Annotated in this window: 12 protein-coding genes and 2 tRNA genes; 10 read left to right on the forward strand and 4 right to left on the reverse strand. The window is 66.8% G+C overall.

Annotated elements, in window-relative coordinates; all coding sequences use genetic code 11:
- The first annotated feature begins 12 nt into the window (after positions 1–12).
- Together DC347_RS16855 and DC347_RS16860 are read left to right on the forward strand one after the other, a co-directional pair.
- On the forward strand, positions 13–3,312 hold the full coding sequence (locus DC347_RS16855; protein WP_109863793.1) for an ATP-dependent DNA helicase: 3,300 nt from the start codon (positions 13–15) through the stop codon (positions 3,310–3,312).
- Complete coding sequence (locus DC347_RS16860) at positions 3,309–6,836, forward strand: UvrD-helicase domain-containing protein (RefSeq protein WP_240617829.1); 3,528 nt, start codon at positions 3,309–3,311, stop codon at positions 6,834–6,836. The genes DC347_RS16855 and DC347_RS16860 overlap by 4 nt, the downstream gene beginning before the upstream one ends.
- Before the next feature lie 46 nt (positions 6,837–6,882).
- On the opposite strand, the gene DC347_RS16865 is transcribed toward DC347_RS16860, so the two are convergent.
- Complete coding sequence (locus tag DC347_RS16865; protein WP_109863758.1) at positions 6,883–8,106, reverse strand: macrolide 2'-phosphotransferase; 1,224 nt, start codon at positions 8,104–8,106, stop codon at positions 6,883–6,885.
- Between the two features lie 143 nt (positions 8,107–8,249).
- Here DC347_RS16865 and nudC point away from each other — a divergent pair, with 143 nt between their 5' ends.
- Genes nudC through DC347_RS16880 form a run of 3 tightly spaced genes read left to right on the forward strand, consistent with a single transcriptional unit; the run spans position 8,250 to position 12,110 of the window.
- Positions 8,250–9,272 (forward strand): NAD(+) diphosphatase, encoded by a 1,023-nt coding sequence (nudC, locus tag DC347_RS16870; RefSeq protein WP_109863759.1) that lies wholly within the window; start codon positions 8,250–8,252, stop codon positions 9,270–9,272.
- 55 nt (positions 9,273–9,327) lie between these two features.
- On the forward strand, positions 9,328–11,463 hold the full coding sequence (locus DC347_RS16875) for an ATP-dependent helicase (RefSeq protein WP_109863760.1): 2,136 nt from the start codon (positions 9,328–9,330) through the stop codon (positions 11,461–11,463).
- Positions 11,460–12,110 (forward strand): M48 family metallopeptidase, encoded by a 651-nt coding sequence (locus DC347_RS16880; RefSeq protein ID WP_109863761.1) that lies wholly within the window; start codon positions 11,460–11,462, stop codon positions 12,108–12,110. Before DC347_RS16875 ends, DC347_RS16880 begins: the two co-directional genes overlap by 4 nt.
- A gap of 95 nt (positions 12,111–12,205) precedes the next feature.
- On the opposite strand, the gene DC347_RS16885 is transcribed toward DC347_RS16880, so the two are convergent.
- Entirely contained in the window at positions 12,206–13,648 is a 1,443-nt protein-coding gene (locus tag DC347_RS16885; protein ID WP_109863762.1) for a zinc-dependent metalloprotease, read from the reverse strand.
- A gap of 265 nt (positions 13,649–13,913) precedes the next feature.
- Here DC347_RS16885 and DC347_RS16890 point away from each other — a divergent pair, with 265 nt between their 5' ends.
- The 5 genes from DC347_RS16890 (at position 13,914) to DC347_RS16910 (ending at position 19,613) form a co-directional block, all read left to right on the forward strand.
- Positions 13,914–14,987: a PDZ domain-containing protein gene (locus DC347_RS16890; protein WP_109863763.1), complete on the forward strand. Its 1,074-nt coding sequence runs from the start codon at positions 13,914–13,916 to the stop codon at positions 14,985–14,987.
- A 165-nt stretch (positions 14,988–15,152) separates the two neighbouring features.
- Positions 15,153–18,131: a UPF0182 family protein gene (locus DC347_RS16895; protein WP_206073954.1), complete on the forward strand. Its 2,979-nt coding sequence runs from the start codon at positions 15,153–15,155 to the stop codon at positions 18,129–18,131.
- A gap of 120 nt (positions 18,132–18,251) precedes the next feature.
- Positions 18,252–18,325: transfer RNA gene (locus DC347_RS16900), tRNA-Met, on the forward strand.
- 145 nt (positions 18,326–18,470) lie between these two features.
- Positions 18,471–18,544 (forward strand) — tRNA-Met (locus DC347_RS16905).
- A gap of 136 nt (positions 18,545–18,680) precedes the next feature.
- Entirely contained in the window at positions 18,681–19,613 is a 933-nt protein-coding gene (locus tag DC347_RS16910) for a cytochrome b/b6 domain-containing protein (protein WP_018760257.1), read from the forward strand.
- On the opposite strand, the gene DC347_RS16915 is transcribed toward DC347_RS16910, so the two are convergent.
- The gene (locus tag DC347_RS16915) at positions 19,603–21,042 is read right to left on the reverse strand and encodes a deoxyribodipyrimidine photo-lyase (protein WP_018760256.1); all 1,440 of its coding nucleotides are present in this window, start codon (positions 21,040–21,042) and stop codon (positions 19,603–19,605) included. The genes DC347_RS16910 and DC347_RS16915 overlap by 11 nt on opposite strands.
- Positions 21,043–21,130: 88 nt before the next feature.
- Complete coding sequence (locus tag DC347_RS16920) at positions 21,131–21,919, reverse strand: PspA/IM30 family protein (RefSeq protein WP_109863765.1); 789 nt, start codon at positions 21,917–21,919, stop codon at positions 21,131–21,133.
- Positions 21,920–22,002: the final 83 nt, after the last annotated feature.

Raw genomic sequence — 22,002 nt, forward strand, 5'->3', positions numbered from 1 at the left:
TTGAACGGCCCCTTGGCCCCGCGGCAGGAAAGGCAGGAGGCCCGCGAGGGTGCATTTTCCGGTACCCCTGCTCTTCGGCTGCTCCCGCCCCGCCGGGCGCATGCGGAAGCAATCCAGCTCACGCCGGACCAGCAGGCAGCGGTGGATGTTGCGCAGGGTTCAGGGCCAGTCCTGGTACCCGGTGCACCGGGCACGGGAAAGACCACCGTCCTGGTGGAGGCAGCCGTCCAGCGCGTCTTCCGCGACGGGGTGGATCCGGAACGCATGCTGATCCTGGCGCCCACCCGCCTTGCCGCAGACTTCCTGCGGGACCGCTTCACCGCCCGCCTGGACCGTAGCCTCAGCACCACTCCCGCCAGGACCTGGGCGTCCTATGCATTCGACCTCATCCGGCGGGCCAAGGCCGAGGGCGTCATCCAGCTCTCGAGGCCACCCCGGCTCCTGTCCGGTCCGGAGCAGGACCTGATTATCAAGGAGCTCCTGGAAGGACACAGGATCCCCGGCCTTGAGCTGCCGTGGCCGGCCGATCTCGACCGGGCACTGGAAACCCGCGGTTTCCGCCAGGAGGTGCGGCAACTCTTTGACCGCGTCATTGAATCCGGCCGCACGGCCGAGGACCTCTCCCGGTTGGCGGACCAGTGCGGTCGTCCGGACTGGAAAGCGGCTGCAGCGCTCTACGCGGAGTACCGGGACGTCCTGGACCTGCGAATGCCGGAAGCGTTCGACCCCGCCGGTATCATCACAGCCGCCCGCCAGATCTTCCAGGACGCCCCCGATTTCCTCGCGGCCGAGCGTGACCGCCTGCAGGTGGTCCTGGTGGACGATATCCAGGAGGCCAACCCCGCAATCTTTGAACTGTTGGCCGATATCGGGGCCGGCAGCGACTGCTACGTGACGTCGTCTCCGGACACCGTAGTCCAGGGATTCCGTGGCGCCAGGCCGGACCTCGTTGCTGAACTGCCGCGGCTCCTGGCCGCCCAGGATCCCGTCCTGGAACGTCCGCTCCGTTACGCGCACGGCCTGGCCCCCGCCGTCGCCGAGTCGTGGCTCAGTGTTGCCGGCCGCATCTCGCAACGTGCCGGCGGCCAGTTGGCGCGGCGGCTGGAGCCAATCGGCCGGACGGCCCGGAACGATGGCCCGGCGCACGACGAAGACAACGTCCCGGCCGGCCGTGTCGAGGCCCACCTGGTCCCCACACCAGTCCATGAACTGCGCTATGTTGCCCAGAGAATCCTTGACCAGCACATCAACCACAACCGCGGACTTGGCGACATGGCGGTGATTGTCCGCAACGGCGGCCAGGTCAGCGAGCTGCAGCGGTACCTGTCCGGGCAGGGCATCCCGGTCCGGGTCCCCGTGGCTGAATCCGCGGTCCGGGACGAGGTCGCGGTCCGGCCGCTCCTGGATGCCTTCGCCATTGCCTTGGATCCGGACCTCCTGACGCCGGAAGCCGCCGTGGCCCTCCTGACGTCGCGGATCGGAGGGGCCACATCCATCGAGCTCCGCCGGCTCCGGCAATCGCTCCGCCGGGAGGAACTCCTCGGTGGCGGCGGGCGAGCCAGCGATGTCCTCCTGGTCGAGGCACTGCTCGAGCCCGGGGCGCTCGGCGCCTTGGGCCTTGAAGGCCGGGCAGCGCGGCGAACCGCGAGGATGATCCAGGCCGGCCGCGCGGCAGCCGCCCTGCCCGGCGCCAATGCCGAATCAGTGTTGTGGGCTCTGTGGAACTCCACCGGCCTCGCCCCCGCTTGGACGTCAACTGCCTTGTCGGGCGGTCCGCACGGGGCCCGGGCGGACCGCGACCTCGACGCGATGATGGCCCTCTTCCACACCGCTGAGCGGTATGTGGACCAGATGCCCGGCGCGGGCCCTGAGCAGTTCCTGGAATACCTGCTGAACCAGGAGCTTCCCATGGACACCCTCGCTGCCCGCGCCCAGCTGGATGACGCCGTTGAACTGATGACGCCGGCCAGCGCCGCGGGCCGCGAATGGCCGGTCGTCATCATTGCGGGCCTGCAGGAGGGTGTGTGGCCCAATACCAGGCTCCGCGGCGAACTGCTCGGCAGCACCCTGTACGCCGACGCCGTGGAACACGGACCGGAGTATGCGCTCCAACGGGATCCGTTGAGCCGGTTGAGGGATATCCGCTATGACGAACTGCGCAGTTTCTCCACGGCGGTATCGCGGGCACGCGAACTCCTGGTGTGCACCGCCGTCTCATCGGAAGACGACCAACCGTCATCCTTCCTGGACTTCGTCGCACCACTGGAACCGGGGCAGGAGGGGCGCGTTTTCACCCAGGTCGAGCGGCCCATGACCCTGCGTGCCCTGGTCGCCGAACTCCGGCAATATGCCCAATCGGATGCTGCGGATCCCGCGCACAGGGAGGAGGCGGCCAAAGTGCTGGCACGCCTGGCCGCCGCCGAACCTGCGGTCGCCGGTGCCCACCCGGACACCTGGTGGGGGCTGGCTCCGCTGAGCTCCTCCGAGGCCGTGGTGCCGCCGGGGTCCACCGTGTTCGTGTCCCCGTCCAAGGTGGAGACCGTGCAGAAGTCGCCCCTGGACTGGTTCGTCCAGGCGGCGGGCGGCGAGGCGGCCACCGACTTTGCCCGCAGCCTTGGCACCCTTGTGCACGCGATCGCCCAGGACATGCCGGAAGCGTCCGGCTCCGAGTACGTTGCGGAGCTGGTGCGCCGTTGGCCGGCGCTGGGGATGCAGGATAACTGGGAAGGGCGGCTGGATTTTCAGCGCGCCGAGTCCATGGTGCGGAAGTTGGCGCAGTATGTGGTGGCCATGAGGGCTGAAGGCCGCAGCCTGCTGGGCGTGGAAAAGGACTTCGATGTTGCCCTAGGGGACGTGGTGGTGGACGCAGCGGCGCCGCGCGATGCAGTGCTCCGCGGGCAGGTGGACCGGCTGGAGGTCGACGGCGAGGGCCGCCTGGTGGTGGTGGACCTCAAGACCGGCAAGAGGCAGCCCGGCAAGGGTGAGCTCTCCAGCCATCCACAGCTTGGTGCATACCAGGCAGCGGTGGTCGCCGGCGGTTTCGAGGCCGGCCCGCAGGGGAACGGCTTGTCCGGCGGTGCCATCCTGGCGCAGCTCGGCACCGGGGCCAAGAACCCGTCCATCCAGCAGCAGGAGCCTCTGGACCCGCAGGAAAACTGGGCGTTGGACATGGTCAAGGATGCGGCCGCCGTGATGGGTGGCAGCGAATTCGTCGCACGGCACGATCCGGCCAAGGGCAGCCACGGCGGCCATGGCTGCCGGCTTCCCGAAGTATGTCCGCTGTGTGCCCGTGGAAGGCAGGTTACCGAATGAGCCACCCGATGGAGGTCCTGACTGCAGGGGAGGCCGCCACATCCCGTTTCAGTCCCGAAGAGCTGTCCGTGCTGCTCGGCGAAAAGAACATCCCGACGCCGGAGCAGTCGGCCATCATCTCTTCCTCCCTGTCGCCCCGGCTGGTGATCGCGGGGGCGGGTTCGGGAAAGACCGCCACCATGGCGGACAGGGTGGTATGGCTGGTGGCCAACGGCTGGGTGACGCCCGAGGAAGTCCTGGGGGTGACGTTCACCCGGAAGGCTGCCGGCGAGCTCGCCAGCCGGATCCGGTCGAAGCTGCTGGCCCTGCAGCGGCTTGCCGCAAAGGACGCCGGCGGCGGGATGTTTCCGGAGGGCCTGCTCAGCAGCGACGCACTGGAACCCAAGGTGTCCACGTACCATTCCTTCGCCAGCGGCATCGTCTCGGACTACGGCCTCCGGCTGGGTGTGGAACGCGATGTGGTATTGCTTGGCGGCGCGCAGGCATGGCAGTTGGCAAGTGAGGTGGTTGAGGCCTACGACGGCGAATACGCCCACTTCCGGGCGGCGAAGTCCACCCTGGTGAAGGCCGTGATCCAACTGGCGGGGGAGTGCGCCGAACACCTCCAGGAACCCGAGGACGTCGAAGCCTGGTTGATGGCGCGCCTCTCGGAATTCGAGTCCCTGCCGTATCTGGCAGACAAGAAGAAGAACCCGCCGCAGGCAGCGGCGGAGCTTGCCGGAATGCTGCGGACCAGGGCGAGCGTCGCTGATATGGTGGGCCGCTACGCTGCGGCGAAACGTGCCCGCGGCGCCCTCGATTTCGGGGACCTCGTGGCTCTCGCCGCGAAAGTGGCGCAGGAGGTTCCCCTGGCGGCCGCGATGGAGCGGCAGCGGTACAAGGTTGTCCTGCTCGACGAGTTCCAGGACACGTCGTACGCGCAACTGGTACTTTTTTCCCGCCTTTTCGGCGGCGGCCATGCGGTCACGGCAGTCGGCGACCCCAACCAGTCGATTTACGGGTTCCGCGGCGCTTCCGCCGGGCAGTTGTTCCACTTCGTCCGTGAATTTCCCGTCCGGACCGCTGAAACCGGCACGGGGTCGGGCTGGGCGCCCGCCCCAACCTCTTACTTGACCACAGCCTGGCGGAACGGCCGCTCCATCCTCGCTGCCGCAAACGTCATGTCCCAGTCCCTTGGCCTGTCGGCCGCCAGGCGCGGGCCGGCAGGAGCGACGGCGGCCGTGGCCGAAGTGCCCCCGCTGCAACCCAGCCCCCACGCTGTCGATGGAGCAGTGGTGCTGGGACGCTTCGCCAGCGACGTCGAGGAGGCCGCCGCGCTGGCCGAGGACGTCCTGAGGTACAAGGTCACAGACTTCGAAGCCACGGCGGACGGAACCGCCGTTGCCCCTGCCTTGGCCGTGCTGTGCCGCAGGCGCGCCCAGATGGAAACCATCCGCCGGCAATTCGAGGCCCGTGGCATCGCCTACGAAATCGTGGGCCTTGGCGGGCTCCTGGACACCCCCGAGATCGTAGACCTCGTCGCCACCCTGCGAGTCCTTGCGGACCCGGGCCGTTCCGATGCCCTCATGCGGCTCCTGGCCGGTGCACGGTGGCGCATAGGTCCCGCGGACCTGATGGCGCTGCGGGACTGGTCCAGCCAACTGGCGCGAAACCGGGGCAAAGCCTCCGCCGGGCTCAACCTCGAGGACACCGACACCGACACCGTCACCGGCAACGAAGGCGACGCCGGTGAGGGGCCGGTCCTGGAAAGTGACCTCACGGACGGCGCCAGCCTCGTGGAAGCCCTGGACTTCCTGCCGCGCGACGGATGGACGTCGTCGAACGGACGGACCCTTGGTGCGCCGGCCCGCACGCGTCTTGCCCGGTTGTCGGCGGAACTGCGCCAATTGCGCGGTTACCTTGGCGATGACCTCACCACCCTCCTGGGTGAAGTGGAACGGGCCATGCTCCTGGATATCGAGGTGGCGGCACGGCCCGGGATCAGCATCCATCAGGCGCGGCGTAACCTCGACGCCTTCCAGGACGCCGCGGCGGGATTCCTCCGAACCTCCCAACGGGTGGATATCCTCGCCTTCCTGTCATGGCTGGAGGCTGCCTCCGCTGAGGAGAACGGCCTGGAAGCACCTGCCAGCGACGTGAACCGGGAAGCAGTCCAGCTGTTGACCGTCCATGCGTCCAAGGGCCTGGAATGGGACGTTGTCTTCGTGCCCGGGCTGAACGCGGGAGCCTTCCCGAGCGACAGGGATTCCCGCTGGAGCAGCGGGTCGGCAGCCCTTCCCTGGCCTTTGCGCGGAGACCGGGCGGACCTTCCCCAGTGGGACGTGGAACAACCGGACCAAAAGGGGTGGCTGGATGCTGAGAAAGATTTCAAGGCGGCGGTGCAGGCCCACGGGGAAGAAGAAGAACGACGGCTTGCCTACGTTGCCTACACAAGGGCCAAGCATGTGCTGTGGGTATCGAGCGCCGCCTGGGTGGGTTCTCGCGCCGGCCGGGCCGAGATGTCCCCTTTCCTGGCGGAGCTTGCACCACTGACCCAGCCGGCCGGCAATGAACTTCAGGCTGCCGCTGTGATCCATCGGTTGTCCTTGGAAGAGGCTGCCCTTCCGGAAGAAAGCCCGCTGACGCTGGAGACAGAAGAAGCGGTGTGGCCCTATGACCCGCTGGAGGGTCCGACGGACGCGCGGACCGGTGCGCGGCTCCGCATGTCACGTGGCCGCAGGGCAGCCATGGAAGCTGCGGCCGGGCGGGTGTTGGGCCTGCTGGAGGCCGGCGTGGAGCTGCCGGAGGCGTCCGGGAAATCCAGCGGAGCGGGCGTGCCCCGGAACGGCGGGGGGCCGCTGCTCACGGGAGCGGCCGCCGGCTGGGCGAGGGAAGCTGCGCTGTTGCTGGAACGCAGGGCCAGAAGGTCAGGCGGCCAGGAGGTTCACCTGCCTACCCACATCTCCGCCTCCACCCTCGTGGACCTCGGGGAGGACCCTGAAGCAGTGGTAGGGCGGCTGCGCAGGCCGGTTCCCCGCGAACCGGGCATGTCGGCGCGAAAGGGCACGGCCTTCCATGCCTGGGTGGAGGAGTACTTCGGAACCGCGGGGATGCTTGACCTCGGCGAGGCGCCGGGGTCGGACGATCACATCGATGCTGCGTACGACCTTGACGACATGGTGGCCACGTTCAAGGCATCCCCATGGGCCGACAGGTCCCCGGCCTTCGTTGAGGTGCCGGTCGAAACAAGGGTGGGTGACGTAGTTGTCCGGGGACGGGTCGACGCCGTCTTCCAGGACGCCGACGGCCGCTGGGACCTGGTGGACTGGAAGACCGGCCGCCGCCCGTCAGCCGGGCAGCTGAAGACCCGTTCGATCCAGCTTGCCGTGTACCGGCTTGCCTGGGCACGCCTGAAAGGCGTTCCGCTGGAAGACGTGCGGGCTGCGTTCTTCTATGTGGCGGACAACGCCGTGGTGCGGCCGCACGACCTCGGGTCGGCCGCCGAGCTGGAAGGAATAGTGTCGCGCGCCCTCGCCCGGACGTGAGGCGCGGGTTTACTTTGCGCGCAGCCGGCGTGCGTCCCGGTGCGGCTCAGCCCTGTTTGACGTTTATGACCGAGATGGCGGCGGTGGAGGTGTCATCAGGTCCTTGGGTCGTCGACGCCCCGTCCTCGGCGTCGGGTGCCTCCTCCACCGGGATGGGAGTCACATGCACGGCGGGCTGTGCGGGCGCTGCCGGTTTTGCCGGGACCGGAACAACCGTGACGGCGGGGGAGGACCCGGAATGTGCCGGGGTGGGCACGGCGGTCGACGCGGTACTCTCCGAGGACGCCGGTGCAGCCGCTTCCGCATTGTCCCGGCTTGCGGGGTCCGGAAGGGGTTCGACGCTGATTGGCTGCCCACCAAACTCGGCGATGTCGCCGGCCAGGCTCTCCAGCATGCCTTCTGCCTCGATGACCATGGCCTCATCACCAGCTGCAAGCCCCTTGACCAGGTATTGTGCCAGCGCAAACTCCGCTGACAATGCAGCCCGGCGAAGGAGGTGCTGGTCCGGGGCGTCGCGGCGACCGGAGGTGTAGGATTTCAGAACTGCATCAACGAAGTCCTGCTCATTCGAAGCCACCAGCCAGGCGAAGTCGTCCGCGGGGTCACCGATCCTCAGGTCTGTCCAGCCGGTGACCGCCGTGACCCGCCCTGACTCGATAAGCAGGTTGTCTTCGTGCAGGTCGCCGTGGACCACGCAGGGGTTGAACCGCCACAGGGACACGTCCTCCATTGCGTGTTCCCAGCGGCGCAGGAGCGCGGCCGGAATCTTACCCGTGGTTGCTGCTTGGTCCAGCTCGTTCAGCCTCCGTTGGCGAAACTCGTTGGGGGTGTAGCTGGGGAGATCGGCGTTGCTCACCAAAGACCGGGGCAGGTCGTGGATGGCAGCCAGGGCGGTACCGATTTCGCGGGCGACGCTGCCCGGACCGGACGTCAATTCCTCAACGCTGCGCGTGGTGCCCGACAGGTGCGAGTACACGAAGGTGCTTAAGGTTCCCAGCCGTACGCTGCCGGCTACCGTGGGCATGAGGAAGGGCAGTTCGGCCCGCACGGCCGGAGCGAAGGCCCGCAGCACCAGGAACTCCGTTTCCAGCCGGGCGCTGGCCTCCGCGTGCCGCGGCGACCTGACCCGCCAGCGCTTGCCTTCTGAATCCAGGAGCAGGGCCGAGTCGAAGTCCGCGGGATCATCCGGTGCAGAACTAACGGCCGTCGGCGTCAGTCCGGGGACTGCCGCGGTTGCAATGGCCGCCAGCTCAATCGGTTTTCTTCTCACCGTTCCACGGTAGATTGCCAGCTGTCCCAGACTGAGGTCTGCCGGCGGCGAGTCTTGAGATTGCTTGAATTCAGGGGGCGTTACCTACCGGCAAACCGCACCATGAAATGTGAAATGTCCGGGGCAGTCAGTACGGTGGACTCATGAGCCATACGGAGTCTGTCCTGCCCGTTCACCAGGCTGCGCCGGCAGGGTTGCCCGCGAACCACCTGGCGGACACCCTGCTCCCGGTGCGGCCGGCCCTGGTGGACCGGGGATCTGCTGCCCGCATCAGGCCCGGCATGATCGATGACCTGCTGGCCGGTCCGGATGCGCTGGCCGTCGTCCTGTCGGGCCGGCAGGGCCTGGTGCAGGAAAGCACCATGGTGCTCGCCCCCGCCAGGGAACTTTTGGCGGAGCTTGAAAGGGCCGGGGCAACCCCGCACCTCGTGGTGTACCTTGGCTCCGCACTGCCAGGTTCGGACCTCCCGGAGGGCACGGAGCTGTTGCTGTTCGTCCTGCCTGAACCGCCCGAACCCGGTACGGCCGGCATCCCCGCGGATGCGGCCTGGGCGGGGTTCAGGGACGTCGCGGCAGGCCTGACCGCCACCTCCACGGCGTTGTTTGTGGAGTCCAGCGCCATCGCCAACTGGCACGCCGGCCACACACACTGCCCGCGCTGCGGCACGCCTACAGTCGTGGAAGCCGGCGGCTGGGTCCGCCGTTGCCCGGCGGACAATTCGGAACACTATCCCCGGACCGATCCTGCGATCATCGTCACTGTCGTCGGCGCGGACGGGCGGCTGCTGCTCGGTGGCGGGGGTCCCGTGGATGCCATTAATTACTCCACCCTTGCCGGCTTTGTTGAGCCGGGCGAATCGCTGGAGCAGGCCGTCGTCCGCGAGATCCAGGAGGAAGTCGGGGTCCGGGTTTCGGCCTGCCAGTATCTGGGCTCCCAGTCGTGGCCGTTCCCTGCCTCCCTTATGCTTGGATTTACCGCCGTCACCGAAGACACCCAGGCAACGCCCGACGGCGTCGAGGTCACCAGGGCCCGCTGGTTCAGCCGCGAGGAACTCCAGGAAGCCGTGCTCAGTGGCGAAATCACCATTTCCAGCAGGCTCTCGATTGCCCGCTCACTGATTGAGCACTGGTACGGCGGCCGGATCCGGGACCTGACCGGAGCCTAAGTAATTCCATCCACCAGACTCCAGCACGCGGTAGTCGAGAAACAAAGCAGCAGAAGTGACTACAGAGAATTTTGACGGCGCAGCCTCCCTGGAGGACCGGATCCTCGGGGGGCTGGACGCCGAACAGCGTGAAGTGGCCAGCACCCTCAACGGTCCGCTGTGCGTCCTGGCGGGAGCGGGTACGGGCAAGACCCGCGCCATCACGCACCGCATCGCCTACGGCGTCCATTCGGGGGTCTACACGCCCCAGCGACTGCTGGCGGTGACCTTCACCGCCCGGGCCGCGGCCGAGATGCGCAGCCGCCTGCGGGACCTGGGAGCGGGCAATGTCCAGGCAAGGACCTTCCACGCCGCCGCGCTGCGCCAACTGCAGTTTTTTTGGCCGCAAGCGGTGGGCGGCACCCTGCCGAACCTGCTGGATCACAAGGCCCAGATCCTCGCCGAGGCCGCCCGGCGGCTGCGGCTGAGCACCGACCGCGCGTCCATCCGCGACCTCGCCTCGGAGATTGAATGGGCCAAGGTGTCCATGCTGACGCCTGCCAATTACCTGGAGAACGCGCAGGGACGCGGTGCACCCGGGGGATTCGACCTCACGGCGGTGGCCCGCGTTTTCCAGTCCTACGAGGACGTCAAGACGGACCGCAACGTGATCGACTTCGAAGATGTGCTGCTGATTACGGTGGGCATCCTGCAGGAGGACGAGAAGGTGGCGGCCACGGTCCGTGAGCAGTACCGGCACTTCGTGGTGGACGAATACCAGGACGTTTCCCCGCTGCAGCAGCGGCTCCTCGAACTCTGGCTTGGCGGCCGCGACGAACTCTGCGTGGTGGGCGACGCCAGCCAGACCATCTACTCCTTTACCGGAGCATCCCCCCGGCACCTGCTGGACTTCAAGACCCGCTACCCGCAGGCCAACGTGGTCAAGCTCATCCGGGACTACCGTTCCACACCCCAGGTTGTGAAGCTGGCCAACGACCTGCTGGCAGGCCGGCGCAGTGGCGGCCCTGCCGCAGACGCCGCCTGGGCCACGCCCCTGCAACTCGTGGCCCAGCATCCCGCCGGCCCCGTGCCCCAGTTCACCGAATGCACGGACGACGAAGCCGAAGCCGCCACCGTGGCGCTGAAGATCAAGGCACTGCTCGACGCCGGGACGCCGGCGAGCGAGGTCGCTGTCCTTTTCCGCACCAATGGCCAGTCCGAGGCCTACGAACAGGCGCTGGCAGCTGCGGGAATCGGCTACCAGCTGCGGGGCGGCGAACGCTTCTTCGCGCGCAAGGAGGTGCGGGACGCCCTCCTCCAGCTTCGCGCCGCCACCAGGGCCGTCAGTGAATCCGATTCCCCGGAACCACTGGGCCAGGTGGTTCGGGACATTGTTTCCTCCCTCGGCTATACGGATTCCGCGCCGCACAGCGGGGGCGCCCTCCGCGAGCGGTGGGAGTCATTGGCGGCGCTGGTGGCACTGGCCGATGAACTGGCGCAGAACCGCGGCCCGGAATTCGGTCTCGGCGACTTCGTCAACGAGCTCCAGGAGCGGTCCCTCGCCCAGCATGCCCCCACCGTGCAAGGCGTGACGCTCGCCTCCCTGCACGCAGCCAAGGGATTGGAATGGGATGCCGTGTTCCTGGTGGGGCTCAGCGAAGGCCTGATGCCCATTTCCTTCGCGGATTCGCCTGAATCGGTGGACGAGGAGCGCCGGTTGCTCTATGTCGGGATCACCCGCGCCCGTGAACACCTCTCGCTGTCGTGGAGCACGGCTCGGACTCCCGGTGGCCGGGCCAACCGCAAGCCGTCCCGTTTCCTCGACGGGCTGCGGCCCGACTCCGTTGCCAGCTCCAGCGCCCGCGGCAAGGGACCGGTTCCGCGCCGCAAGGCGGCCGCTCCGGCAGTCTGCCGGGTTTGTGGCAGCATGCTGTCCACCGGGGCGGAGCGCAAGGTGGGCCGCTGCAACGCGTGTCCGCCCAGCTACGAGGAACAGACCTTTGACGCCCTCCGGAACTGGCGGCGCGACGTCGCCCAGTCCGCTGACGTTCCTGCTTTCGTCGTCTTCACCGACGCCACCCTCACGGCGATAGCGGAGGCGCGGCCTGCGTCCCTCGAAGAACTTGCCGGGCTCGCCGGCATCGGTCCATCCAAGCTTGAACGCTATGGGGAGGACGTCCTGAAGGTCCTTGCCGAAAGCAGCGTCCTGTGAGGCGCGGCAGCCCGCCTGGCAGCCACGGGCAGCCCGCCGCCGTCCTGACCACCACCGGTGGATCCCCCGTGGAGGTGCGGCGGTCCGCGCGCCGCACCCGGACCGTCGCGGCATTCTGGGAAGACGGTACCGCCGTGGTCGCCATTCCGGCCCGGTTCACCGCGGCCCAGGAACGTGAGTGGGTCCACCGGATGCTGGCAAAGCTGCACAAGCAGGGGGAGCGGCGCACCTCTTCCGGCCGGCGGCGTCCCGCCACCGACGAAGCCTTGGCAGCCCATGCCGCCACATTGTCCGCGAAATACCTCGGCGGCCGGGCGACGCCCACATCGGTCCGCTGGGTCGGCAACCAAAACTCGCGGTGGGGGTCAGCGACCCCCGCCGAGGGGACCATCCGCTTGTCGGACAAGCTGCGCCCGATGCCCCAATGGGTGATCGACTACGTGCTGCTGCACGAATTGGCGCACCTGCTGGTGGCCCCGCATAACGCGGCGTTCTGGCGGTTGCTCGAGGCCTATCCCGAAACCGGGCGCGCGAAGGCGTTCCTCGAAGGTGTCTCGTACGCCACCGCGCGTGGCCTGGACAAAGACGCCGCCCCGGACCGCGTGCCCAACACCGCCGGGAACCCCTGGCCGGGCGACGCCGACTAGGACCTGCCGACGCGCAACGTCCGGCTCAGGCGGGCTTAACGCGCGGGCTTAACGAACCGGCGCGGCCGGGAAACCCCCGGCCGCGCCAACCAATCTCAGCTCTTCGGCTGGTCCGGACTGTCGTCGTCCGTGTCCTGGCCGCCGTCATTTGTGTCCGTGCCGGCGGCGGTTTCACCGTCAGCGGCGGGCGCCTCGTCAAAACCGCCGCTGAGCAACTTCTGCAGGGCGTCGTCGACCTCGCTGTCGCTCGCTTCGGCGAGCTTCCGGCGGGAGCTGAAACCCTTCGGGTCATCGAGGTCCTCGGCGGTGGGCAGCAGGTCGGGGTGGTGCCAGATGGCGTCGCGGCCTTCAATGCCGCGCTCATCTTTCAGCGTTGCCCACAGCGTCGCGGCGTCGCGCAGGCGCCGGGGCCGCAGCTCCAGCCCCACCAGGGAGGCAAATGCGTGTTCGGCCGGACCGCCGGTGGCCCTGCGGCGCCGCACCGTTTCCCGGAGGGCGCCGGCGGAGGGCAGCAGGTTCTCGGTGGCGGCGGCGGTGAGTTCGTCCACCCAGCCCTCCACCAGGGCCAACGCTGTCTCGAGCTTCTCCAGTGCCTGCTCCTGGGCGGGGGTCCGCTGCGGCATGAACACGCCCTGGGAGAGGGCCTCCTGGATGCCTTCCGGGTTGCTCGGGTCGATGTCCCGGGCGAGCTCCTCGATGCGGGAGGTGTCGATATGGATGCCACGGGCGTAGGCCTCGATGGCGCCCAGCAGGTGGCCACGCAACCACGGCACCTGCACGAACAGGCGCGCGTGTGCGGCCTCCCGCACGGCAAGGAACAGCCGGATGTCGTTCTCGGGCAGCGACAGGCCTTCGCCGAATGCCGCGACGTTGGCAGGCAGGAGCGCCATTTCAAGGTCGGCGAGCGGGACGCCAATGTCGGTGGAGCTGACAACATCCTTGGACAGGGCCCCGATGGCCTGGCCCAGCTGCATGCCGAAGATGGCCCCGCCCATGTTCTGCAGCATCGAGGAGGCGCCGCCCATCATGGACTTCATCTCCTCGGGCATCTGCTCCGTCATGGCCGAGGACAGGGCGTTGGCGATGCTGTTGGCCACCGGTTCGGTCAGCCGCTTCCAGGTGCCAAGGGTTGCTTCCACCCACTCGGCACGGGACCAGGCTTTGCCGATCAGCCCGGTGGCGGGCAGGTCCGTTACCGGGTCCAACCACAGTTCGGCCAGGCGGAGTGCTTCGTCGACGTCCCGGGACTGCTGCGCGGTGACGGAGGGATCTGAACTGCCGGCGGCGACGCGCCGGGCGTTGTCGTGCGCCAGAGTCCAGTTGACGGGTCCTTCGGACGGCGCACTCATCATCGCCTGCACCTGGGAGAACATCTGGGCCAGCAGGTTGGGGTCGTCAGGCAGGCCGGCAGCCTTGGCGAGCTCGGCGGGGTCGAAGTTTTCCATCCCCTTGCCGCCCATCAGGTTCTGCAGCATCTCGGTCAACGGATCCTTGGGATTGTCGTCGCCGTTGGACGGATTGAGTGGGTTGGAGGTCATGGTCCCGCCGATCGATGGTGTGACTGTTGATCAGTCTTCACGGTACCCCGGTGGGGCGTGGCTGTCTGCCGCCCGCCGCCGTCGTTCGCTCTAGGCAAAGCGCCCCGGGACATCTTCACCGCGTACTGTTGGTGGGGTGACTACAACCCGTGGCGGCCATTCCTCCGAGGACCACGTTCCCGAGCTTCGCCCCTTCTCCGGTCCGGAACCAACGGGAGGCAACGGCCCCCTTGACGGCGAGGACGGCAGCGGCTCAGCAGGGGGCATGGTTGCGGACGACGGCGGGCGGCCGGGCAGGCGCCTGTCCACCATGATGGTTGCCGGGCTGGCGGCGCTGGGGCTGGGCATTGCTGTTGGGACCCTGCCGGTGCCGTATGTCATCGAGTCCCCCGGGCCCACCTACAACACGCTGGGGGAGAGCCAAGGGCATCCGGTCATCAGTGTCAGCGGCCATGAAACCTATCCTGCGGCCGGAAGCCTGGACCTGACCACGGTCTACGTTGACGGCGGGCCCACCGGCTCCGTCAGCATCCTCAGCGCTTTCTCCGCGTGGCTGGACAGTTCCAAAGCCGTGTACCCGGAAGAATTGATCTACCCCACGGGTACCACCAAGGAAGAGGCCCAGGAGCAAAGCGCCGTGGCCATGACCACGTCGCAGGAAAACGCCGTCGCGTCGGCTCTGAATGAACTCAAGATTCCTTTCAGCCAGCAGCTCCAGGCCGCGGACCTGTCAAAGGATTCCGCTTCCGCCGGGAAGATCCAGCAAGGCGACGTCCTGAAGACCATCAACGGCAAGGACATCACGTCCCTGTCCGTCATCCAGGATGAGCTGGCGGCAGGCAAGGGTGCACCGGCCACGGTAACGGTGGAGCGCGGAGGCCAGCCCGTTACCTTGGACATCACGCCCAAGGACAACGGCCAAGGCCGCTACATTCTTGGCGTCATGCTCAAGTACCTGTTCAATTTCCCCTTCCAAGTCCAGATTTCCCTGGACAAGGTGGGCGGACCGAGCGCAGGACTCATGTTTTCGCTGGGCATTATCGATACCGTGACGCCGGGTGACCTCACGGGCGGCAAGCACATCGCGGGCACGGGCACCATCGCCCCGGACGGCACGGTGGGCCCGATCGGAGGGATCGCACAGAAGATGCGCGGTGCCCGCGCATCCGGCGCCACGCTCTTCCTGGCGCCGGCCGGAAACTGCGACGAGGTGGCCGGCCATGTTCCGGACGGACTCCAGGTGGTCCGGGTGGAAAACTTGTCCCAGGCCCGGCGCGCGGTGGAAGCCGCAGGCAGCGGACAGGACACGTCCGGCCTGCCGACCTGCGCAAACAACTAGACTGGGCGCATCTAGAACCGACAGGAACTAAGCTCCACCGCCACTCGTGGCACAGATGACGGACCAAACCAGCCGTTTTTGGCCGGTAGGGTGCGTCGCTCGCATGCTTCGAATATTCTGACGACCAGCTATGAGGTACCCAGTTTGTCCCGTCCCGCCAGCACCATGCCCACAGGCAGACCCCCTTCACGTCGCGGCGCCTTGACGCCCACCCTGATCGTTGTCGCCCTGGTGGTTGTGGGCTTCATTTTCTTCGCCAACGTTTGGACCGACGTCCTCTGGTACCGGCAGCTGGGCTTCATCGAGGTCTTCATCACGGAGAACCTGGCCAAGATTGCCACGTTCGTGGCCGGCTTCGCCCTCATGTTCGCGGCTGTGTTCTCCGCGATCCGGATCGCCTATAACGCCCGGCCGGTCTACGCGCCGGATTCGGAGGTGCGGGACAACCTCAACAGGTACCAGGCCCAGCTTGAGCCGGTCCGCCGGATTGTCATGGTGGGGCTTCCCATCCTGTTCGGCCTGTTTGCGGGCAGCGCCGCGGCGAGCCAGTGGCAGAAGGTGCTGCTCTTCTTCAACCAGGTGGGCTTCGGGCAAAACGACCCGCAGTTCAACATGGACATCAGCTTCTACCTGATGACCCTGCCCTTCCTGGGGTTCGTGACCGGGTTCCTCATCAGCGTGGCGGTCATTGCCGGCATCGCGGGGATCCTCACCCACTACCTGTACGGCAGCATCCGGCTCATGGAGCGCGGCGTCTTCACCAGCCGCGCAGCACAAATCCATATAGCGGTCACGGGTGCGGCCTTCCTGGTGCTCCTGGGAGTCAACTTCTGGCTGGACCGCTTCTCGTCCGTGCAGAACAACGGCGGCCGCTGGGCCGGTGCCCTGTACACCGATGTCAACGCCGTCATCCCCACCAAGGCCATCCTCGCCGTCGCGGCCGCCCTGGTGGCAGTCCTGTTCATCGTCGCTGCCGTCATCGGCCGCTGGCGACTGCCGGTGATCGGCACGGCAATGCTGATTATTACGTCCATCCTGGCCGGCGGCGTCTACCCGTGGGTGATCCAGCAGTTCCAGGTGCGTCCGTCCGAACAGACGCTGGAAAGCCAGTACATCCAGCGCAATATCGACAACACCCGCAGGGCGTACGGCCTGGACGGCATCCAGGAAACCCGCTACGACGCCACGAACACGGCCAGCACCGGTGCGCTGGCACCTGATGCGCAGACCACGGCCAATATCCGGCTCCTGGACCCCAACCTGATCTCGGACGCCTTCGCGCAGCTGGAACAGTACCGCCCGTACTACCAGTTCCCCAAGGCCCTGAACGTGGACCGCTACGAGGTGGACGGCAAGATCCAGGACACCGTGATCGCGGTGCGCGAGCTGAACCCCACCAACGTGCAGACCAACCAGCAGGGCTGGCTCAACCAGCACGTGGTGTACACGCACGGCTATGGCGTCGTGGCCGCCAAGGGCAACAAGTTCACGGTGGACGGCAAACCTGAGTTCCTGCAGTCCGGCATCCCTTCCACCGGCGTCCTCGGCAGTGATTCCACCTACGAGCCGCGGATCTACTTCGGCGAGTCCTCGCCGGAATACTCGATCGTGGGAGCTCCGGACGGCGCCACCCCGCGCGAACAGGACCGCCCGTCCGGCAAGGAAGGCGAAGGCGAAACCCAGTACACCTTCAAGGGCAACGGCGGCCCGAACGTCGGCTCTTTCTTCAACAAGATCCTGTACGCCATCAAATTCCAGTCCTCGGACCTGCTGCTCTCGGACGGGGTGAACTCCGAATCGCAAATCCTGTACGACCGGAACCCCCGCGAACGCGTCCAGAAGGTGGCCCCGTACCTGACGGTGGACGGCGGATCCTACCCCGCCCTGGTGGACGGCCGGGTCAAGTGGATCGTGGATGCCTACACCACCAGCCAGTACTACCCCTACTCGCAGCAGAAGCAGCTCTCCGATGCGACGGCTGATTCCCAGACCAGTTCCGGCCGCGCCGTGGCGCTGCCCAACAGCACGGTGAACTACATCCGGAACTCGGTCAAGGCCACGGTGGACGCCTACGACGGCTCGGTCACCCTGTACGCCTGGGACGATACCGACCCCGTCCTCAAGGCCTGGCAGAAGGTCTTCCCGTCCTCGCTGAAGCCGTACTCCGAAATGTCCGGTGCGCTCATGAGCCACGTGCGCTACCCGGAGGATCTCTTCAAGGTCCAGCGGGAGCTCCTGGGGCAGTACCACGTGACGGATCCCATCAGCTTCTACAAGAACAACGACGTGTGGAGCACTCCGGCTGATCCGACTGTGGACACGGACGTCAAACAGCCGCCGTTCTACATGTCCTTGCAGATGCCCGACCAGCAGAAGCCGGCATTCCAGCTGACGTCGTCGTTCATTCCGCAAATTGTCAACGGAAACGCACGGAACGTCCTGTATGGCTTCCTGGCCGCCGACTCGGACGCCGGCAACCAGGCGGGGGTGAAGGCTGACGGCTACGGCAAGCTGCGGCTGCTGCAGATTCCGCCGGAGACCCAGGTCCCCGGCCCCGGGCAGGCGCAGAATAAGTTCAACTCGGACCCCACCGTGTCGCAGGCCCTTAACCTGTTGCGGCAGGGCGCATCGGATGTGCTGAACGGCAACCTGCTCACCCTGCCCGTGGGCGGCGGCATCCTCTATGTCCAGCCCGTCTACCTCAAGTCGACGGGCGAGACCTCCTACCCGACCCTGCAGCGGGTGCTGGTGGCATTCGGTGACAAGGTGGGCTTCGCGCCCACCCTGGACGCAGCCCTGAAGCAGCTCTTCGGAGGCGATTCGGGGGCAGCAGCCGGAGACTCGGCCAATAACGGGCAAACGCCCGCCGGGCCGGCAGCGCCTTCGACGCCTGCGGCAGCCGACGCCAAGGCCCAGCTGAAGGCGGCTTTGGATGACGCCAACTCGGCCATCCAGGCCGGCCAGACAGCCCTTGCGGCGGGCGACTTCGCCGCCTACGGCGAGGCCCAGAAGAAGGTCGCGGCCGCACTGCAGAAGGCCATGGAGGCCGAAGCCAAGATTCCGGTCACGGCTCCGGAAGCGACGCCGGCACCGGCCGCCTCCGGTTCACCTTCGGCGACGCCGTCCCCGTCAGCGAGCCGCTAGTCCGACGACGGCGGCCCGGCATCCCAGCCTTCACGGGCGCGGGTGCCGGGCCGGCGTAACGGACGTCACGCCCCGCCGATTTGGCCTCCGGTTCACCTCCCGGTAAAGTAGTTCTTGCGACGCGGGGTGGAGCAGTTCGGTAGCTCGCTGGGCTCATAACCCAGAGGTCACAGGTTCAAATCCTGTCCCCGCAACTGGAAGAAGGCCCGAACATTGGGAACAATGTTCGGGCCTTTTGCTTTGCCCGCGCGACAGCGCAGAGCCTTTCGGGAGGCGTGCCCCGGTGGTGCTCAGGGTGGTCGGGACCGCCGCAAAAGTAGGGTAGTGTTGATCAAGCGACGCGGGGTGGAGCAGTTCGGTAGCTCGCTGGGCTCATAACCCAGAGGTCACAGGTTCAAATCCTGTCCCCGCAACTTATGAAGGTCCCGCCGGCAGTTACGCCGGCGGGGCCTTCTTTTTGCCTGGATGCGCATAGTTCCTAGTATTCTCTTTCGAGGACCCCACGATCCGTGGGCAGCCATACGCCATTCTTGAGAGGTATGTTGTTCGATGGCCACACCCACGAAGAAGCCCGGCGCCGCGACGGGTAAGCGGTCCCGGCTCTATTGGGCGGTTCCCGCCGTCCTCGTGGCACTGGTCCTGGCAGTGCTGGCCGCCAGGCTGCTGATGGGACTGCCGGCCGTTGCATCGTTCGTGGCCGATTACCCGGGCCAATCTGAACTGCCGGCCTCCGCTCCTGTGGGGTTCCCGGCGTGGCTCGCCTGGCAGCATTTCCTGAACGGTTTCTTCTTGCTCCTGATCATCCGCACCGGATGGCAGGTGCGGACCACCACCCGTCCCAGCGGGCATTGGACCCGCAACAACAAGGGCTTGATCCGTACCAGGAATGCGCCCACCAAGATCAGCCTGGAGCTCTGGTTCCACCTGACCCTTGATGCCTTGTGGATCCTGAACGGGCTGGTCTTCGCTGTCCTGCTGTTTGCCACCGGCCAGTGGATGCGCATTGTCCCCACGAGCTGGGATGTCGTTCCCAATGCCCTCTCTGCCGCGCTGCAATACGCGTCGCTGGACTGGCCCACGGAGGATGGCTGGATCAACTACAACGCGCTGCAGCTCCTGGCCTACTTCGTCACTGTTTTCATTGCGGCGCCGCTGGCATTCATCACCGGCCTGCGGATGTCCTCCGCGTGGCCAAAGAAGGCAGCCAGGCTCAACAAGGCCTACCCGATTGAATGGGCGCGTGCCGTCCACTTCCCTGTGATGATCTACTTCGTCGCCTTCATCGTGGTCCACGTCTTCCTGGTGCTCACCACCGGCGCGCTGCGGAACCTGAACCACATGTACGGTGTCAGCGACGACGACGGCTGGTTCGGCTTCTGGGTCTTCCTTGCCTCGGTCGCGGTCATGGCGGCCGCCTGGTTCCTGGCGCGTCCGATCTTCCTGCGCCCCATCGCGTCCCTTATGGGCAAGGTCAGCCGCTAGCCTCAGAGTCCTTGAGCTGCTGGTAAGTGTTCAGCGCCCGCTCCCGTGATTCCGGCAAGTCCACGAGCGGTTCCGGGTAGCCTTGGACCCCTGACTTCCAGGGTTCATGGATGGCTTTGCCGTCCAGCTCCGAAAGTTCGGGGATGAACTCGCGCAGGTACCTTCCGTTGGCGTCGAATTTCTTGCTCTGCGTGACGGGATTAAAGATCCGGTAGTACGGTGAGGCATCGGCGCCGGAACCCGCCACCCACTGCCAGTTGGCCGGGTTGTTCGCGGCGTCCGCGTCCACCAGGGTGTCCCAGAACCATTCCTCGCCGATCCGCCAATCTGTCAGGAGGTTCTTGACCAGGAAGGATGCGGCCGCCATCCGGACGCGGTTGTGCATCCAGCCCGTCTGCCAGAGCTGCCGCATGCCGGCGTCCACCAGGGGATAGCCCGTGTTTCCGTGCTTCCACGCCGCAAGTTCCCGTTTGCCTGGCGACCCCCACTGAAACTTGTCGAACGCCGGCCGGAAGTTTTGGGTGGCCAGGTCCGGATTGTGGTACAGCAGATGCCAGTTGAACTCGCGCCAGCCCAGTTCCGAGCGGAATGTTCCGACGTCGGCAGGGATTTTGCGGGGGTGGCGGCGGCGGATCTCGCGCCACACGCGGAACGGGCTGATCTCGCCGAACCGCAGGTATGGTGACAGCCTGCTGGTGCCATCGGTGCCGGGAAGGTTCCTGCCCGTGCCGTACTCCTCGATGGGGCCGTCCAGGAACTCCTCCAGGCGGTGTGCTGCGCCCTTTTCGCCCGGCTCCCAGGCCTCGGCCAGGCCGCCGCTCCAGTCGGGGGAAGTGGGCAGGAGGGCCCAGCTGCTGAGCGTGTCTGAGGCGGGCAGTCCGCGGCCGGACGGAGCAGGCCCCGGCAATGTCCCAGGTGCCTCCAGGGGGTCGCGGATGTCCGCCGCGGCCAGGCAGGCCCGCCAGAAGGGGGAGTAGACCTTGTACGGGCCGCCCGCGCCCGTGGTAATGGTCCAAGGCTCGAAGAGGAGGTTGGCCTGGAAGCTGGCGGCTTCGATGCCGTTGCTTCCGGCCCAGTCCTTGAGCCCGGCATCAATGGTCCGCTCGGGCTGGCCGTACCGCCGGTTCCACAAAAGATGCGTCGCCTTGGTCCGGGCAGCCAGGTCCTGGATGATGCCCGCCGCGGAACCGCGGCGCAGTACCAGCCGGGAACCTTTGCCTTCCAGGTCCGCTGCCAGGGCCACCAGGGAATGGTGCAGCCACCAGCGGGCAGCACCACCCAGCGGGCGTATTCCTTCGGACTCCTCGTCGAGGATATAGACCACCGTCATGGGACCGCCCAGGCGGGCCGCGGCGTCCAGCGCCGGGTTGTCGTCCAGGCGCAGGTCGTCGCGCAGCCATACCAGGGACGTTTGTTCAGTGGATGCCATACCACCACGCTACACACTGGAGGCAAGACAATGGCCGGGACACCGGTCCCGGCCATTGTCTTGTTCCATGCAGCGGATATCCCGCAGGTCAGAGCTTGTCGAAGTCGGCTTCGTCCACCGTGGATCCGGACGTTGACGCCTGGCTCCCAGCGCCGAGGGCAGGCTTGGCCCCGGCCTTCAGCGCTGCCAGCCTGGCTTCGATCTCCGTCTGCTCTCCCAGGTCTTCCAGCTGGTTGAACTGTGCATCGAGGCTGGACGCGGCAAGTTCCTCCTGTCCGCGGACCTTGGCCTCCTCGCGGCGGATCTTCTCTTCGAAGCGGCCGACTTCGCTGGTGGGGTCCATGATGTCGATGCTCTTAATGGCGTCGTGCACCTGCGACTGGGCAGCGGCGGTCTTGGACCTGGCGACGAGTTCGTTGCGCTTGCTGGTCAGCTGGTTGAGCTTGTTCTTCATCTGGTCCAAGCCCACCTTGAGCTTGTCCACGATTTCGCGCTGGGAGGCGATGCTGGGCTCAGCGCCCTTGGCTTCACTCTCGGCCGCCATCTGGCGCTGCAGGGCAACCTTGGCCAGGTTGTCGAATTTCTCGGCGTCGGCCACATCGCCGGCGGCGCGGAATTCGTCAGCCTTGCGGGAGGCGGCGAGGGCTTTGTTGCCCCAGTCCTGGGCGTTCTTGATGTCCTCGTTGTAGTCGTCCTCGAGCATCCGGAGGTTGCCGATGGTCTGGGCCACGGCGGATTCGGCCTCTGCGATGTTGTTCGTGTAGTCGCGGACCATCTGGTCCAGCATCTTCTGCGGATCTTCGGCGTTGTCCAGCAAAGAGTTGATATTCGCCTTTGCCAGCTGTGCGATCCGGCCGAAAATGGACTGCTTAACCATGGTGTTTGCCTTTCGTCCTGCTCTGTGTTGACCCACTGGAACCGGTGCACAGTGGTGTACTGCTGTTGTCCGCCGGCCGGATT

The sequence above is a fragment of the Pseudarthrobacter sp. AG30 genome, assembly GCF_003116525.1.
Taxonomy (GTDB): Bacteria; Actinomycetota; Actinomycetes; order Actinomycetales; family Micrococcaceae; genus Arthrobacter.